Annotated in this window: 17 protein-coding genes; 15 read left to right on the forward strand and 2 right to left on the reverse strand. The window is 29.2% G+C overall.

Annotated elements, in window-relative coordinates; genetic code table 11:
• From C7381_RS08645 to C7381_RS01655, 10 genes are all read left to right on the forward strand, one after another.
• A partial coding sequence (locus C7381_RS08645; protein WP_222843774.1) for a hypothetical protein occupies positions 1–200 on the forward strand: 200 nt, incomplete at its 5' end.
• A gap of 402 nt (positions 201–602) precedes the next feature.
• Positions 603–1,286 carry a response regulator transcription factor gene (locus tag C7381_RS01615; protein ID WP_019107252.1) on the forward strand — a complete coding sequence of 228 codons (684 nt, stop codon included), beginning with the start codon at positions 603–605 and terminating at the stop codon, positions 1,284–1,286.
• Entirely contained in the window at positions 1,279–2,325 is a 1,047-nt protein-coding gene (locus C7381_RS01620) for a sensor histidine kinase (RefSeq protein ID WP_022620841.1), read from the forward strand. The genes C7381_RS01615 and C7381_RS01620 overlap by 8 nt, the downstream gene beginning before the upstream one ends.
• Before the next feature lie 219 nt (positions 2,326–2,544).
• On the forward strand, positions 2,545–3,432 hold the full coding sequence (locus C7381_RS01625) for an ABC transporter ATP-binding protein (RefSeq protein ID WP_012797171.1): 888 nt from the start codon (positions 2,545–2,547) through the stop codon (positions 3,430–3,432).
• 1 nt (position 3,433) lies between these two features.
• Entirely contained in the window at positions 3,434–4,714 is a 1,281-nt protein-coding gene (locus C7381_RS01630) for an ABC transporter permease (protein WP_022620840.1), read from the forward strand.
• Positions 4,674–6,230: a radical SAM protein gene (locus C7381_RS01635; RefSeq protein WP_022620839.1), complete on the forward strand. Its 1,557-nt coding sequence runs from the start codon at positions 4,674–4,676 to the stop codon at positions 6,228–6,230. The genes C7381_RS01630 and C7381_RS01635 overlap by 41 nt, the downstream gene beginning before the upstream one ends.
• A gap of 67 nt (positions 6,231–6,297) precedes the next feature.
• Positions 6,298–6,495: an Apre_1838 family putative sactipeptide bacteriocin gene (locus tag C7381_RS01640; protein ID WP_022620838.1), complete on the forward strand. Its 198-nt coding sequence runs from the start codon at positions 6,298–6,300 to the stop codon at positions 6,493–6,495.
• A 127-nt stretch (positions 6,496–6,622) separates the two neighbouring features.
• Positions 6,623–7,852, forward strand: a complete 1,230-nt coding sequence (locus C7381_RS01645; RefSeq protein WP_022620837.1) for an ABC transporter permease — start codon at positions 6,623–6,625, stop codon at positions 7,850–7,852.
• Between the two features lie 30 nt (positions 7,853–7,882).
• Positions 7,883–9,658 (forward strand): ABC transporter ATP-binding protein, encoded by a 1,776-nt coding sequence (locus tag C7381_RS01650; RefSeq protein ID WP_022620836.1) that lies wholly within the window; start codon positions 7,883–7,885, stop codon positions 9,656–9,658.
• Positions 9,659–9,685: 27 nt separating this feature from the next.
• On the forward strand, positions 9,686–10,207 hold the full coding sequence (locus tag C7381_RS01655) for a VanZ family protein (RefSeq protein WP_004812176.1): 522 nt from the start codon (positions 9,686–9,688) through the stop codon (positions 10,205–10,207).
• Positions 10,208–10,930: 723 nt separating this feature from the next.
• On the opposite strand, the gene C7381_RS01660 is transcribed toward C7381_RS01655, so the two are convergent.
• Together C7381_RS01660 and C7381_RS01665 are read right to left on the reverse strand one after the other, a co-directional pair.
• Positions 10,931–12,301 carry a relaxase/mobilization nuclease domain-containing protein gene (locus C7381_RS01660; protein ID WP_019107246.1) on the reverse strand — a complete coding sequence of 457 codons (1,371 nt, stop codon included), beginning with the start codon at positions 12,299–12,301 and terminating at the stop codon, positions 10,931–10,933.
• On the reverse strand, positions 12,301–12,669 hold the full coding sequence (locus C7381_RS01665) for a plasmid mobilization protein (protein WP_019107245.1): 369 nt from the start codon (positions 12,667–12,669) through the stop codon (positions 12,301–12,303). Before C7381_RS01665 ends, C7381_RS01660 begins: the two co-directional genes overlap by 1 nt.
• Positions 12,670–13,476: 807 nt before the next feature.
• On the opposite strand from C7381_RS01665, the gene C7381_RS01680 reads away from it, so the two are divergent.
• The 5 genes from C7381_RS01680 to mobT are packed head-to-tail and all read left to right on the forward strand — an operon-like array spanning position 13,477 to position 16,990.
• Entirely contained in the window at positions 13,477–13,791 is a 315-nt protein-coding gene (locus tag C7381_RS01680; RefSeq protein ID WP_000420682.1) for a YdcP family protein, read from the forward strand.
• Between the two features lie 15 nt (positions 13,792–13,806).
• Complete coding sequence (locus C7381_RS01685) at positions 13,807–14,193, forward strand: YdcP family protein (RefSeq protein ID WP_000985015.1); 387 nt, start codon at positions 13,807–13,809, stop codon at positions 14,191–14,193.
• A gap of 28 nt (positions 14,194–14,221) precedes the next feature.
• Positions 14,222–15,607, forward strand: coding sequence for an FtsK/SpoIIIE domain-containing protein (locus C7381_RS01690; protein WP_000813488.1), 1,386 nt, complete (start codon positions 14,222–14,224; stop codon positions 15,605–15,607).
• A 2-nt stretch (positions 15,608–15,609) separates the two neighbouring features.
• Positions 15,610–15,762 (forward strand): hypothetical protein, encoded by a 153-nt coding sequence (locus C7381_RS01695; protein WP_000879507.1) that lies wholly within the window; start codon positions 15,610–15,612, stop codon positions 15,760–15,762.
• 22 nt (positions 15,763–15,784) lie between these two features.
• Positions 15,785–16,990, forward strand: a complete 1,206-nt coding sequence (gene mobT / locus C7381_RS01700; protein WP_000398284.1) for a MobT family relaxase — start codon at positions 15,785–15,787, stop codon at positions 16,988–16,990.
• Positions 16,991–17,027 lie beyond the last annotated feature (37 nt).

Below are 17,027 nucleotides of genomic sequence, written 5' to 3' on the forward strand. Positions count from 1 at the left end.
CAGCGTATTTGTCGACGAATTCCATAGCAATCCTGAAATTTCACATGGAGATATGTGGAAGAGAGGAACGACCTGACTTGATGAACATGAATATGATATTAAGGTTGGTTAGATATGTAGATTACAGTATACTAACAGTAGCAAACAGAGTAATGGTTTTAGTAACCAAATGTATAGAAAAGAAGTTAGGATTAAAATAAATGCAACAAAATTCAAAGTTATTAAACCAACCAAGCTAAAATGTTTTGGATTTGAAGTCTGAAAAAGAAAAGACGATTAGAAGGCTAGAACAGACGAAAACTTTTTAAAAGATATAGTATATGTGATGACAGCAAAGACAATCTATTATCAATATAGTAGATATAGATATTGAAATGAGATAAAGAATAATGGTATACTTATTTATAAGTAGACATTTATAAACAACGAAAGAAATGTATATTAAATCAAAAATTATAGATTTAAGAAATTTAGAAAGATAGATTTAATTCATTAAAAGGATGTTGTATTGTTCTTCTTGATTCTTTTACTTAAAAAATTTCTTTATTTTTTTAAAGTTGTTTTGACAAAAGTGATAGATTTAAAATGGAGGAAATTTAGTTATGAATTACTCAGTATTAGTAGTAGAAGATGATGAAAGTATTTTAGATTTAATAGAGATATATCTAGAAAATGAAAATTATATTATAAAAAAGGCAACATGTTCAGAGGAAGCAATTAGATATATTAAGGAAGAAGAATTTGATTTAGCGATTTTAGATATTATGTTACCTGATAAAGATGGATATTATTTATGCAAAAAGATTAGAGAGTCTTTTAATTATCCAATTATTATGCTTACATCAAAAGATGATGAGTCAAGTAAAATTAAGGGCTTAACCTTTGGAGCGGATGATTATGTAACTAAACCATTTTTACCTGGAGAGTTAGTTGCTAGAGTAAAGGCTCAATTAAGAAGATACAATAATTATAATTTAAAAACTAAAGAAGGTACAGGAAATATTTTAACTTATCAAAATGTGGATTTAAATATCAAATCAAGAGAAGTTTTAGTTGATGGACAGGAAATTGATTTAACTCCTATTGAATTTATTATTTTAAAATCATTACTAGAGAAAAAATCTGAAGTACTAGGATCCGAAGATTTATTCTATAAAATATATCCGGATGAATATTATATAAAAAATAATACGGTTTCAGTTCATATTAGACATATTAGGGAAAAGTTAGGAGTGCAAAACAATATAATAACAACTGTATGGGGAGTTGGGTATAAAATTGGATAAAGATCAATATTTTAAAGATATACTAAAAAAAATAGTAATAAAAATTATGGTATTTTTATTTATTCTAATGAGTTGTATGCTTGCAATAGATAGCAATATTTTTAGATTTAATAATGAAATACACGAATTTTTTGTTAATAGATTGGATCTGATTTTTTTTGTTATTTTATTATTGGGGATATTAATTATTATAATAAAAGAATTTTCAAAATTAGAGAAAGATTATATTGACTTATGCAAAAAAATAGACGATTTGGATGAGAATATTGTTAGTTTCCCGACTCCTTATAAAACTTTAGAAGATTCCATAAATAGATTAAAATTTAAACAAAAAGAGATAGAATATACGCTTAAAAAAAGAGAAAATGAAGATAATGATTTAATCACCTACTTAGCACATGACTTAAGAACTCCTTTGACATCTATCATTGGATATTTATCAATGCTCGATGAAATGAAAGACTTGCCTAATAAGCAAAGAGAGAAATATATTAGACAATTATTAGAAATAGCATTAGGATTAGAAGATCTTATAAACCAATTTTTTGAAATTGCTAGATTAAATAATGGTGAATTTAGTATTCATAAAGAAAAAATTGATTTAGAATATTTTTTAATACAATTAAAAGATGAGCTTTATCCTATGATGAAAGAGAATAATCATAAGATAAATATCTCAAGTGAAGGCTCAATATTTGTAAATGTCGATCCAAATAAAATGAAAAGAGCCTTAGAGAATATTTTAAAAAATGCAATCTTATATTCTTATGCAAATACAGAGATAAAAGTTAAAATATATCAAACGTATAAGTGTGTAATATTAAAAATTATTAACAAGGCCGATACACTAGAAGAAGCGCAGATAAGAAATATGTTTAACAAATTTACTAGATTAAATCTAGCAAGAAATTCAAAAAAAGTGGGATCTGGCTTAGGTTTACCTATCGCAAAAGAAATTATTGAATTACATGAGGGTAAGATAGAGGTAGAAAGTTCTAATAATGAAGTTATTGTCATTGTAAGATTAAAAAATAAATGAGGATTACACCTTAATTATGTATAAAACTACATAATTAAGGTGTTTTTTTATTTTTTAAAAATTAATGAAATCTTAAGAATTAATCAATAGAATATTAAAACACTTTTTTATTGTATCAATTAAAATAAAATCATAGAGGAGTAAAATTTTTATCACTAACATGAAGATGTATTTTTTACTTTTTAATAAGGAAGCATAAAAGATAAGGGAGGTAGTTTAGTGGAATTAGAGATTAAAAACGTAAGTAAGAAATTTAAAGATAAATTAGCGGTTGATAATGCATCAGCTACGTTATGTCCAGGTGTTTGGGGACTCTTAGGTGCAAATGGTGCTGGGAAAACAACTTTAATAAAAATGATCACTGGAATTAGTACACCGAGTCAAGGCGAAATTTTATATAATGGGGAAAGAATCAACAAATTAGGAGAAGAATATAGGAATTTGTTAGGGTTTTTACCTCAAGAATTTATTTGTGCTCCAGAGTTTACTGTAAATTCATTTTTACAATATGTAGCTGCTTTAAAAGGTATAGACAAGAGCAAAACAGAAGAAATGATTGATAAACTCCTAGAAGTATTAAACTTATCTGATGTCAAGTACAAAAAAGTAGTAAAGCTTTCAGGAGGAATGAGAAGGAGAGTAGGAATATGTCAAGCTATTTTAAATGATCCTAAAATATTAATTTTAGATGAACCAACAGCAGGACTTGATCCTGGTGAGAGAATAAAATTAAGAAATTTTATCACGGAAATATCAAAAAATAAAATAGTTTTGCTTTCGACTCATATAGTCTCTGATATTGAATATATATCAACATCAAATTTAATTATGAAAGATGGTAAATTTGTATATTCTGGAACAACTGATGAACTGATATCTAAAATTAAGAATAAGGTATACGAAGCATCTATATCAAATAGAGAATATGCAGAAAAAGAAACACAATTGAATGTTGTTAATGTAAAACAACAAGATGATGGAAACGTACTCATTAGATACATATCAGATAAAGATGATGTTTTAAATAATTCTAAATTAACAAAAGCTCATCTAGAAGACTTCTATTTATGGGTCTTTCCAGAAGATAGAAGTTTTAAGGTGAATTAAAATGAAAATTTACTTAAATGAGATAAAGAGGATTTTATCAATAAGATCAAATCAAATTATAATATTGTTTTCATTACTACTTGCTATATTGCTTTCCATAGCTCCAATTAATTTTACAAAAATTACCTATGGAGAAGGAGATCAAGTAAAAAATTTAAAAGGAAAAGAAGCAATAGAATATATTAAAAAAGCTAAAGAGCCTTATTCAGGAAAGATAACAGAAGATTTAATTTATAATGGCACAAAAAAATATAGAGAAATACTAAGAGAATATAATGTTACTGATAGGTCTGAATTAAAACCTGAAATTAATACAAAGAAGCTTATGCCTATAGAACATATAAGTAAGAAAGTAAATGAAGTATTCACTGATTCTCAAAGTAATAACCTTCCTCCAGTTTTAAGCATAGATATCAATGATACCAAATATTTTTACAATAAAGTATTTGATTATCTAAATAAAGTAATTGAAAATGAATATCCTAATAAAGCTCAGAATCAAATTATAGAAAAATCTGAAAAAGAACTGGGTAAAATAAAAACTCCATATGAATATTATGGATATTATAGTACAGATGCAAATGATTATAGAGGATTTTATAATACGATAATAATAATTTTAATGGTTGTAGTAGCAGCTCCAATATTCTCGTCAGATAGTGAGAATGATTTAGATTATATATTTAAAACAACTAAATATGGCAGAAGAAAGTTTGCCATCTATAAAATCCTAGCAATACTTACGATTTCGGTATTAACTTTGCTCTTAGGAAACTTCATACAAGGCTCTATATTAGACTATGCTTTTGGAACAGAGTATAAAAAGACTTCTGTTCAGATGATGTTTAGTGCTTTAAGTTTGCATAATTGGAACTTTGGACAGTTTAATAAATATATGCTTATTTGTAATAGTATCATATTGATTTCAACCATTCTTGCTACACTAATTATTTCTGTATTAAGTAAAAGAAAAGTTGAATCCATAATGAAATCAATTTTATTAGCAGTATTTCCAACAATAATTTCTCCTATTGGTATGATTAGTGCTATAAACTATATTTTTCCATCTTCAGGAGTAGGACTACTCAATTCATTACAAAATCAAATAGCTGATTTTAATTTTGTAAATGTTTTTGGAAATTGGATGAGTTCATCAAGTCTTATAATGATATCAGCTGTAATATATATTATTATTTTACCAAGTTTAGTAGTAATGATGTATTCAAAAATTGGAGGTAATTATGGACTTAATAACCCTAGAAAAAGAAAAGTTAGAAAATAAGTACAAAGAGTTATGTAAGGAAGAATATCCAGGGAGATTAGGCAAAACATTTAAAACAAAATATAATTTTTACTATTATGATAGTGGTACTGGTAAAGTAGCACAAATAAATGAAAATGTGTATAAAGTCTTAACTAAATTTTTAGAGAGCGAAAATTTCTTGGATTTTATAAAACTTGATATGTCTGAACAAGAATTTTGTGAGGCTATAAGTGAAATAAAAGATGCGATTAATAAAGAAAGTATACTCTCAGCAACTAAATTTAATTGTTTGACTGGAAAAACTTATGAACAAATTGATGAGATAATAGATAATAAGATACAAAATGTTACCTTAGAGGTTACAGAGAAATGTAATTTAAGATGTAAATATTGCATCTATAATGAATCTCACCCTGAGTATAGAGCTTTTGGTCATAGGAATATGGATTGGGAAATTGCAAAAAAAGCTGTAGAATTTTTGAAAAGTCATTCACAAAATTCTGAAGAACGACATATTGGATTTTATGGTGGAGAACCTTTAATAAACTATGATCTTATAAAGAAAACAACAGATTATGCGAATAAGTTATTTGATAAAATGACTTATTCTATGACAACAAATGCTACTTTAATGAATGAAGAAATTGCTGATTATATTATGAAGAATAAATTCAATATTATAGTAAGTTTAGATGGATATAAAGAACTTCATAATAAAAATAGATTGTTTGTTACTGGAGAGGGAAGTTTTGAAAAAACTATTAATGGATTAAAAATTTTATTGAGATCAGCAGAAAAATATAATAATAAAGAAAACATTACCTTAAACATGGTAATCGAAGGACCTGATTATGAGAATAAGTATGATAAGATACAAGTTTATTTAAATGAATGCGATTGGTTGCCTAAGAATATAAACATATTAACATCTTCCATAGATTATGGACCACATGAAAGCATATATACAAGACCACAATCTTATGAAGAAAGAATGATTTTAAAAGATTATTATGATCCAATTTTATCGTGGGATGAAAAAAATAAAATAAGGAATAAAGATAATACTAATGAAATATTTACAGATGCTGATGTAGATAAGGCTATGATGATTATACACAAAAGATTATTATCTGAAAAGCCTGTTAAAAAATATGGGATGAATGGTTGTTGTGTCCCTGGAGAAAGACGAATATATGTTACAGTAGACGGAAATTTCAAAATTTGTGAAAAGGTAGGAGATATTCCAGAGATAGGAAATGTACATAAAGGGTTTGATGAAAAAAGAATAAAAGAATTATATTTTGATGATTTTATTAAAGAATCTAGCAAATATTGCAAAGACTGTTGGGCTATTAATTTATGTACTTTATGTTATGTAAATTGCTATGATCAATATGGCACACATTTTTCTTATAGACATAATTCTTGTAGAAGTGAAAGAAAATATTTATTAGATAGCTTGATAAAATATCATGAGATATTGGAAGAAAATCCAGATGTACTCAAGGAATTTAACGAAATTGAGTTTCAGTAAAAATGATATGAATTAGATAAGTATATATGTATATATATATTTAAATAATTGAGAAGGAGGTGAGAATGTGAAATTTATAAATCCTATAGGAAGACATCCGGGCAGTGGAGCTCAACCACAAGCATGCATGTGTTCAACAGGTTTTGCTGGATATCGTGGCAACAATGATAGTTGTATTCATTGTGGCTGTGGTTGTGGCGGTAAAGGAGAATATAGAACTGGTAACAGAGTTCGCGCTTTAAAAACTCCAAGAGCATCATATTAATGATGAATCATAGAGGCTCACAATATATAGAAATTTTAGTCTATATTTTGTGGGCTTCTATAATAATTATAAATAATAAGACTAGTTTGCTTTGTCAAAGCTGTAAGGGAGGTATAGTTTATAGATTATGAATATATATATACAGGAACTTAAAAGATTTTTATTTAAAAAATCGGTAAGAGTCTTTTTGGGCATGGGTTTAGTTTTTACTTTTTTGATATCATTTATTACTTATGTAAGTATACAATATGATGATATAAGTTCTGGAGATACAATTACTTATTTTGGTAAAGAGGCTATAGAACACTTTAATGAGGATAGTAAAGATTCTATAGGTTATTTGACAGAAGAAAAAATAACTAAAGTAGTAAAATCTTATAAAGAAATATTAAATAATGAAAATGTAAACAGTAGAGAAAATTTATCAGAGGATGCTAAAAAAAATATATCGAAATTTGATCCTATATTAAGAGTAATAACATACCCATATACAATTACAACATCTGGAAGTTTACTTGATGTAAACGAACTTGATACAGAAAAAGATTTAAATTTTTATCAAAGTTGTAATGATGCGTTGAAAAAAGACATAGAACAGAAATATAACAACGACAAGATAACAGAATTTGCTCTAAAAAAATATGAAGAGGTTAATAAACCATATTATTATGCAGGGTATTTTAGTGAAGATACACTATTTTTCGTAATGATATTTGTAACAGTATTATCATTAATATGTATATTGATTTCATCACAATGCATTGTTGAAGATAAAGAAAATTACCTAGATTCAATTTTTAGAACAACTAGAAATGGAAGAAATAAATATATTTGCAGCAAGATACTTGCCTTAGCAAGTATTATATCGCTTTATTTGATATTAAATATATCTATTTATTATGGCACTATTAAATATATTTACACTAGTGGTTTAGACTCATCTTTTCAAATGTTACTATTTAATCAACTGTCAATATCTAATTTAACTATAGGTAAAGTTATATTAAGTGTATTTTTGTTAAGTATATTATTTACTATTGCAAGTTCAATGATGTCAATATTTGTCGCTATAAATTCAAAAGTTTCTATGGTTTCAACAGCCATATCGTGTGCTTTATTTTTTATTCCATCATTATTGTATGGAAAAACTGAGTTTAAATCAATATTTTATTTTTTGCCGTCTTTGGGATTAGGTACTGCAGAAAATAGCTTAATTGAACAGTATCAAAAATTTGAATTTGTTAAGTTGCCAGGTAAAATTTTATGGGTTCCAAAGTTTCTAGTAATAATGGCTTTAATTAATATTGCTCTGTATTTATTGCTAAGTATAAAATCATATAACAAAATAGAGCAATAAATATTTTAATGGGAAGTAGAGGATAAATATATGGGTAAGGATAAAATAAATCATCTTGAATGTATAAAAATAGCATTCAAGATGATTTATGAAGTAGATAAAAATTCTTTTGCGATTACTATAATATTGTCAATTGTAAGTGGTGTTTTTCCGTTTTTAGTTCTTAAATTAGGACAAACAATAATTAATATAATTCAAATTCATTCCACTAGATTTGATAATATTATAATACTTATACTTATATATTTATCTTTACAATTTATATCTGTAATAGTAGATAATATTAAAAACTACTATTTACAAAGGTTAAGTAATGAAGTTACTTATTCTTCCATGAGGAAAGTAATGGGAAAATGTGCTGATTTGCCTTTAAAAAAACTTGAAGATAATAAAACTTACGATATTTTGAACAGAATAGAGCAAGATGCTACATTAAAGCCATATGAAATATTGATGTCAGTTATTAATTTGCTTTTTAATTTAACGCAAACTATTATAGCTATGTATGTATTAATTAAATGGAATTATTTTTTGGTTATTCTTTTGTTTGCAGTTACCATAATATCAGTGTTTGGAGAAATAAAAATAGGTAAATTAGAATTTAATATAAGAAATAGAAGAAGTACTTTAGAGAGGAAAAGTTGGTATTATTCTTTTTTATTAACTCACGATATTGCTTTTAAGGAGATAAAAACTTTTAGGTTAAAAAATTATTTTATTAGTAAGTATAAAGAAATTACAGATACTATTATTAATCAAAATAATAGCATTGAAAAATTGAAAGCTTTATTAATAATTGTTATAAATTTTTTTCAAGTTCTTATTAATTTATATATTTTTAAAGAACTTGCATTTAAAACGTATAATGGAGAATTTTTAATTGGAACTGCTATGGTGTACATAAGCACAATTGTTATATTTCAAGGTTCTCTAAATGAAACAGGAACCAGTGTATACAATATTATTAATTCAAATTTATATATAAATTTACTTAAAGAGTTTCTTGAATTTAAAACTGACGATTTAAAAGTAGAGACAAAAACTATACTAAGATCAATAAAAGACATTAATGTAATATCGTTATCTAATATAAACTTTTCTTATGATGATAATAGTTTAGCTCTGCAAGACATTTCTTTAAAGATAAAAAAAGGAGAATCCATTGCAATAATTGGGGAAAATGGTTCAGGAAAAAGTACACTTCTAAAAATTTTAGCTGGATTGTATAGTCCAGATTCAGGTGTGTTTTTAATTAATGGGATGAAATTTGATGATATTGAAATAGAATCTTATAGAACACAGATTAGTTCATTATTTCAAGATTATTTGAAATATGAGGGGACAATAAAAGAGAATATTATATTAGGGCAAATTGATAGAAATGAAGACGACTGTTCGATTCTAACAGCATTAAATAGTGCTGATGCAAAATTTTTAAAAAATGATGGTAAATATAATATTAATAAAGTAGTAGGTAATTGGTTTGAAAATGGGCAGGAACTTTCAGGCGGACAATGGCAAAAAATTGCAATAGCACGAACTATGTATAGAAAATCAAGTCTATTGTTATTTGATGAGCCAAGCTCGTCATTAGACATAATTTCTGAAAAAATCATATTTGATAATATTTTAAATAATTCGAATGATAAGATTATTATATATATCACCCATAGGATAAGATGTGCGATGAATTCTGATAGAATTATTGTGATGGATAATGGAAAAATAGTAGGTGATGGGAGTCACGATGATTTAATTGAAAACTGTAATAGATATAAGTTAATGTATAATAAGGAATTTAAGTGACTTTAATAGATTGAAGGGGAATTAATTATGAAATTGAAAAATCAATATATTTCAGTTGGGATGAAAGTGCTAACTGTATACTATATAATTTGGTTAATCTTTATTGTAGTATTTAAAATGACATTTTCAATCAATAATTTATTGATTGAGCGACAAATAAATTTACTACCATTTTATTATGACAATACAGTTAATATTAAAGTTATTTTTGATGAGATGGTATCAAATATACTCATTTTTTTACCTTTGGGAATTATGATTAGATCTATTTTATTTCGTAAAAACAATTTAAAAAGTATTCTTTTTGTATTTTTCTTTAGTTTAGCTATAGAGTTTTTACAGTACGCATTGTCAATTGGAGTATTTGATATAACTGATATAATTAATAATACATTAGGTGGTGTATTGGGCGTGGGAATATATAATTTAGCTTTAAAAAAATTTAAATCTAAGTTTAAAGTAGATAAATTTATTTTTTGGATAGCTTTTATTAGTGCTATTTTTATAAGTTTAGTATTAATTGTTTTTTTAAAATATAATGGTATTTAAAATTTTGATATTAACTAAATTATTAGTATCAAAATTTTTTGTATAACGGGCAAGTTCCAATACTGGGGTGAAAGTTCCTAAATAGCGTATTTGTCGACGAATTCCATAGCAATCCTGAAATTTCACATGGAGATATGTGGAAGAGAGGAACGACCTGACTTGATGAACATGAATATGATATTAAGGTTGGTTAGATATGTAGATTACAGTATACTAACAGTAGCAAACAGTGTAGTGGCAAATAGAGTAATAGTTTTAGTAACCAATGTATAGAAAAGAAGTTAGGATTAAAATAAATGCAACAAAATTCAAAGTTATTAAACCAACAAAGCTAAAATGTTTTGGATTTGAAGTCTGAAAAAGAAAAGAGAGTTGGAAGGCTAGGGAACACGAGAATTCATTATAAAAGATTAAAAGAAAATTAAATGTCCCACTGTAGATGGAAAACAGTCCTAGGGGTTTGGCGACTATTATTAAGTTGTAACTAACATAACAGGATTGTACTATATAAACAAAGAAATCCTCAAAAAGAGAGGACTTTAAAGCTGTTTTGATTATTATTTGCATTGAACTACTTGTATGTCTAATGGCACGTACGATGGTGTGAGAGGGTTATATTTAGTCCTACTCGATTTTTATTGGCAAAGGCAAAATGAGAGCTCATATTTGAAAGGGGCTGTGGAAAAGTTTCCACACTATCCTATCATTTTTTTATAGATCCAATTACTTATACAATTCATTATAAATATACTTATCAGTATTCTTTCTTAATTGAGTCAATTCATTTATCAAGATATTCTCGTTGGCGTAGTCATCCATAAGAATATCTTTTTTATTTTTGTATTCATCATATAATTTTGACAACTCTTTTATACTTGGATTTTTATATTGACACTTTTCTAAAGTATTTATTGCTTTTTCATATGCGATAATTTGAGGCTTATATTCACTATAAAAATCTTTATCATTTGGATTTTCTTTATAGGTTTTATAGATAACCTTATTTATTTTTATAGTGTTAATGTCTTCAATAGCTGCGTAAATTTTGCTCATAACTTTTTCAACATCTTTAATCTTATTTAGGATTTCTTGCCTATTAACAGCCTCTTCTTGGAGTTTAGTTTCCAAATCCATACTAGATGATAGTCCGTATTTTCTAAGCTGATTTAAGGTCTTCGCCATAGTATTCATGTTATGCTTTCTTGCCCATATTTCATAACCTTTAGAAGATTTAACCTTTTCATTACTTTCTGTGTCTATTATATTATCAAATTTCTTATAAGATTTTTTATCATAACAAATTTTGTTATTTTTGTAATTTTCATTTACCTTATTTTCAATTCTCTCTTTTATTTTCTCTTTTGTATAATCTTTTCCAAGAGTAGTTTCTCTCGCACGAATGAATCGCCCTTTTTCTCCTTGTTTTTTATGCCTGAAAGAAAGATATTTTCCAAGTTTAATTTCATAGCCATATTCTTCCATAAGCTTTAAGAAATTCTCATAGCTATTTGCTTTATTAATAGTATGATCAATAGCGATTTGAAGTTTATGTTTCCAGGATTTTCCTTTCTTAAATTCAATATATTCTTTGTAGGATTTACCATTGGTTTTATACTTTTCCTTAAATTTTACATAATCTTCATCTATAACTGATAGCTTATACTTTCTACATAAATTATCACTATGATTTCTAATTTGGTGATAAGTTTTTTTGTTACTTTGATATGCTTTACCAGTCTCAAAAGAAACATTATTAAATAGTATATGGTTGTGAATATGTCCCTTATCTATATGGGTAGTAAGAACATATTCATACTTTCCTTTTAAGATTTTTTCGCATAGTTCTATTCCTATTTGATGAGCCTCTTCAGCAGTAGTTTCTCCGGGGAAAAAAGATTGAATTAAATGTCTTGCCAAAACTTTTGCTTTAGAATTACATTCTATTTTTGTTTGTTCAAATTCTAAATGAGCAGTTATAGGGTTACAGTTTAGGGAGGAAATTAGAATTTTTCCATCTGTTTTATCACTATTCATAATATAATCAAGTGCTGCTTTTAAAGTGGATTTTATAGGATGAATTTTAGTAATTGCCATTATTCTTTCTCAGTATTTATGCTATTAGAATTAGTAAGAGAGTATATTTTTTTACGTATAGAGAAAATATCTTTTGCCTGATTTTCTAATAAGATTTTTAAATCTTCTACATCATCTTTATATATAATTGATGTAGTATTTACCCTTTTAGTAATTTGATTTATATTATTTGAAGTACGACTTATATTTGTTGACATTTCACGAAAGACATCCATATCTAATACATAAATATCTTTTTCTAAAATACATTTCATAATAAATTGCCTAAGAGTTTTACACTTAGATGCTTTATATTTTTCATTTAACAATTCTAACTCCTCATCAGATAACATTAAATAGATTCCGTTATTCCTAAATCTACTTGTCATAATTTAACCTCCTCGTATATTATAGTTGTAGTAATAAAATACTACATTTTGTTCTCAATCCCTCTTTATTATGGGATAATAATTGTATATATAGAGCTCGTAGTAAACCTCATTGAAGTTCGTCTACCTAATAAATTTATTAATAGAAATAAAAAAGAAAAACCTGTAAATTCAAGTAGGATTACTTGACTTACAGGTTTAATTTATTCTATATATTTCGTCTGGAAATCTCCTGATTTAAATTTTTATCATTCATATTGTATCACTTTTTGAGGGAATATTCAAGTTTACGTTGGGGCTATTATAAGCGTTTGTTGCTGAATTTAATTATTATAAATCTAGGGGTTTGGGGATATTCCCCAACAAGTAAAATGGGAAAAAATAAGTGATATAATCGTAGTATTCTTATTTCATTTTTAGTAAGTGCATATGCACTTACTGTGCTTGCTATTTTTGCTATTTTTGTTTAATAAAAATAGCATAAAAATCTAGTTATCCGCATAAAAACTGGACTTATCACACTTTATCAAGGTCAAAACCACTCAATTTACTACTAATTTACTACTTATGAATGAGCTTTGATACGACGATTTATCCTTGAAAAGTGAAGATATAAAGATACTTCCAATAAAATTTGAATATTTAATAGGTAGACACTTCAAAAAATGAGGTGTCTATTTTTTTACCCGATTTTGAAAGGAAGTGAACTTATGAAAACAAAAAATCAAGAATCAAAAGGTCGTTCCCCACTCTTTAAGACCATCAAACATTCATTCAGCCAATAAAAAAGAAAGGATAGGTAAAAATATGGAACTTAAATTTGTGATTCCCAACATGGAAAAAACATTCGGCAATTTAGAATTTGCTGGCGAGGATAAAGTCGTTCAGCGAAGAATCAACGGACGGCTAACTGTCTTATCAAGAAGCTATAATCTCTATTCTGATGTTCAAAGAGCAGATGATATTGTGGTGGTGCTTCCTGCTGAAGCTGGCGAAAAACATTTCGGCTTTGAGGAACGTGTGAAGTTAGTCAATCCACGTATTACCGCAGAGGGCTACAAAATCGGCACTCGTGGTTTTACAAATTACCTTTTACATGCTGACGACATGATAAAAGAATAAAGAAAGAGAGGAAAAATGATGAGATTAGCAAATGGCATTGTATTAGATAAAGACACGACTTTTGGAGAATTGAAATTCTCTGCTCTACGTCGTGAAGTGAGAATCCAAAATGAAGACGGGTCGGTTTCAGATGAAATCAAGGAACGTACCTATGACTTAAAATCCAAAGGACAAGGACGCATGATTCAAGTAAGTATTCCTGCCAGCGTGCCTTTGAAAGAGTTTGATTATAACGCACGGGTGGAACTTATCAATCCCATTGCGGACACCGTTGCTACTGCCACCTATCAAGGAGCAGATGTTGACTGGTATATCAAGGCAGACGATATTGTGCTGACAAAGGATTCTAGTTCATTCAAAGCTCAACCACAAGCAAAGAAAGAACCGACACAAGACAAATAGTCGCTAGGTAGAAAGGAGACTTTTTCGCATGAAACAGCGTGGTAAAAGGATTCGCCCATCTGGTAAAGATTTAGTCTTTCATTTTACGATAGCGTCACTCCTGCCTGTTTTCCTGCTGGTTGTCGGACTGTTTCATGTGAAGACAATCCAGCAGATCAACTGGCAGGATTTTAACCTATCACAAGCAGATAAGATTGACATTCCCTATTTAATTATCAGTTTCAGTGTCGCAATTCTTATCTGCTTGCTGGTAGCGTTTGTATTCAAACGGGTTCGCTATGATACGGTTAAACAACTTTACCACCGTCAAAAACTGGCAAAGATGATACTTGAAAACAAGTGGTATGAATCTGAACAGGTCAAAACAGAGGGTTTCTTTAAAGATAGTGCTGGTCGTACAAAGGAAAAGATAACCTACTTCCCTAAAATGTATTATCGACTTAAAAATGGCTTGATACAGATACGGGTGGAAATCACGCTGGGAAAATATCAAGACCAACTCTTACACTTGGAAAAGAAATTAGAGAGTGGCTTGTACTGTGAGCTGACGGATAAAGAGTTAAAGGATTCCTATGTGGAATATACTTTGCTCTATGACACCATAGCCAGTCGTATTTCTATTGATGAAGTAGAAGCTAAAGATGGTAAACTTCGCTTAATGAAAAACGTATGGTGGGAATATGATAAGCTCCCTCATATGTTGATTGCTGGTGGTACAGGTGGCGGTAAAACTTACTTTATACTGACACTGATTGAAGCCTTGCTTCATACAGATTCAAAACTGTATATTCTTGACCCGAAAAATGCTGATCTTGCGGACTTAGGTTCTGTGATGGCAAATGTCTACTATAGAAAAGAAGACTTGCTTTCTTGCATTGAAACATTCTATGAAGAAATGATGAAACGTAGTGAGGAAATGAAGCAGATGAAGAACTATAAGACTGGCAAAAATTATGCTTACTTAGGTCTCCCGGCACACTTCTTAATCTTTGATGAATACGTCGCTTTCATGGAAATGCTGGGAACAAAAGAAAACACCGCAGTTATGAATAAGCTGAAACAGATTGTCATGTTAGGTCGTCAAGCTGGCTTCTTTCTAATACTGGCTTGTCAACGTCCAGACGCAAAATATTTAGGCGACGGAATCCGTGATCAGTTTAATTTCAGAGTGGCTTTAGGTCGTATGTCTGAAATGGGCTATGGCATGATGTTTGGCAGTGACGTACAAAAGGATTTCTTCTTAAAGCGAATCAAAGGTCGTGGCTATGTTGATGTAGGAACAAGTGTCATATCAGAGTTTTATACTCCCCTTGTACCAAAAGGATATGATTTCTTGGAGGAAATTAAAAAGTTATCCAACAGCAGACAGTCCACGCAGGCGACGTGCGAAGCGGAAGTCGCAGGTGTGGACTGATCTTGCTGGCTGGTGTGGCAATAGCCACGCCAGCACTTAACCCCCCGTATCTAACAGGGGGGTACAAATCGACAGGAAACAGTCAAAAAAACATTAGAAAATCCTTTGGTTACAAGGGATTTACAAAATTTCAGCGTATGTCAAATGGGCTTTAAAAGTTGACATACGCCTTTTTGATTGGAGGGATTTTTACTGAATGAACAAACTTGGTTACAGCATTTAAAAGAAAAACGCTTGGCTTATGGACTATCTCAAAACCGTTTAGCTGTTGCGACTGGTATTACAAGGCAGTATCTAAGCGATATTGAAACAGGAAAAGTCAAGCCATCAGAGGATTTACAGCAGTCCCTTTGGGAAGCTCTGGAACGCTTCAATCCCGACGCTCCCCTTGAAATGCTGTTTGATTATGTAAGAATTCGCTTTCCGACAACAGACGTACAGCAGGTGGTCGAAAACATCTTACAACTGAAACTGTCCTATTTTCTTCATGAGGACTATGGTTTCTATTCTTATTCAGAGCATTATGCTTTAGGCGACATATTCGTCCTTTGCTCCCATGAACTGGACAAAGGAGTTCTGGTGGAATTGAAAGGTCGTGGGTGCAGACAATTTGAAAGCTATCTTCTGGCACAACAAAGAAGCTGGTATGAGTTCTTTATGGACGTTTTGGTGGCTGGCGGTGTGATGAAACGCCTTGACCTTGCCATTAACGATAAGACAGGGATTTTAAATATCCCTGTACTCACTGAAAAGTGCCAACAGGAAGAATGTATCTCCGTCTTCCGCAGTTTTAAAAGCTATCGCAGTGGCGAACTGGTACGCAAAGAGGAAAAGGAATGTATGGGAAACACCCTCTATATCGGTTCATTACAAAGTGAAGTTTATTTCTGTATCTATGAAAAGGACTACGAGCAGTACAAGAAAAATGATATTCCCATTGAAGACGCAGAAGTAAAAAACCGTTTTGAGATTCGATTGAAAAATGAGCGTGCCTATTATGCAGTCCGTGATTTACTCGTCTATGACAATCCAGAGCATACCGCCTTTAAAATTATCAATCGGTATATCCGTTTTGTAGATAAAGACGATTCCAAACCTCGTTCTGATTGGAAACTGAATGAAGAATGGGCTTGGTTTATTGGGAACAATCGTGAACGATTAAAACTAACCACAAAACCAGAGCCTTACTCCTTCCAAAGGACGCTGAACTGGCTATCTCATCAAGTTGCCCCGACCTTAAAGGTTGCGATTAAACTTGATGAAATCAACCAGACGCAGGTTGTAAAAGACATTCTCGACCATGCGAAACTGACAGACCGACACAAGCAGATTTTGAAGCAACAGTCAGTAAAAGAACAGGACGTGATAACAACAAAAAAATAACTCAAATACAAATTCATTGAATATAGAGAGGAGAACA

It is taken from the genome of Ezakiella coagulans (assembly GCF_003096635.1).
GTDB lineage: Bacteria > Bacillota > Clostridia > Tissierellales > Peptoniphilaceae > Ezakiella > Ezakiella coagulans.

Bases quoted from the DNA above. Each gene is read 5' to 3' on its own strand.
- C7381_RS01615 (WP_019107252.1), top strand. From the start codon at position 603: ATGAATTACTCAGTATTAGTAGTAGAAGATGATGAAAGTATTTTAGAT.
- C7381_RS01630 (WP_022620840.1), top strand. From the start codon at position 3,434: ATGAAAATTTACTTAAATGAGATAAAGAGGATTTTATCAATAAGATCA.
- C7381_RS01635 (WP_022620839.1), top strand. From the start codon at position 4,674: ATGGACTTAATAACCCTAGAAAAAGAAAAGTTAGAAAATAAGTACAAA.
- C7381_RS01645 (WP_022620837.1), top strand. From the start codon at position 6,623: ATGAATATATATATACAGGAACTTAAAAGATTTTTATTTAAAAAATCG.
- C7381_RS01650 (WP_022620836.1), top strand. From the start codon at position 7,883: ATGGGTAAGGATAAAATAAATCATCTTGAATGTATAAAAATAGCATTC.
- C7381_RS01655 (WP_004812176.1), top strand. From the start codon at position 9,686: ATGAAATTGAAAAATCAATATATTTCAGTTGGGATGAAAGTGCTAACT.
- C7381_RS01660 (WP_019107246.1), bottom strand. From the start codon at position 12,301: ATGGCAATTACTAAAATTCATCCTATAAAATCCACTTTAAAAGCAGCA.
- C7381_RS01665 (WP_019107245.1), bottom strand. From the start codon at position 12,669: ATGACAAGTAGATTTAGGAATAACGGAATCTATTTAATGTTATCTGAT.
- C7381_RS01680 (WP_000420682.1), top strand. From the start codon at position 13,477: ATGGAACTTAAATTTGTGATTCCCAACATGGAAAAAACATTCGGCAAT.
- C7381_RS01685 (WP_000985015.1), top strand. From the start codon at position 13,807: ATGATGAGATTAGCAAATGGCATTGTATTAGATAAAGACACGACTTTT.
- C7381_RS01690 (WP_000813488.1), top strand. From the start codon at position 14,222: ATGAAACAGCGTGGTAAAAGGATTCGCCCATCTGGTAAAGATTTAGTC.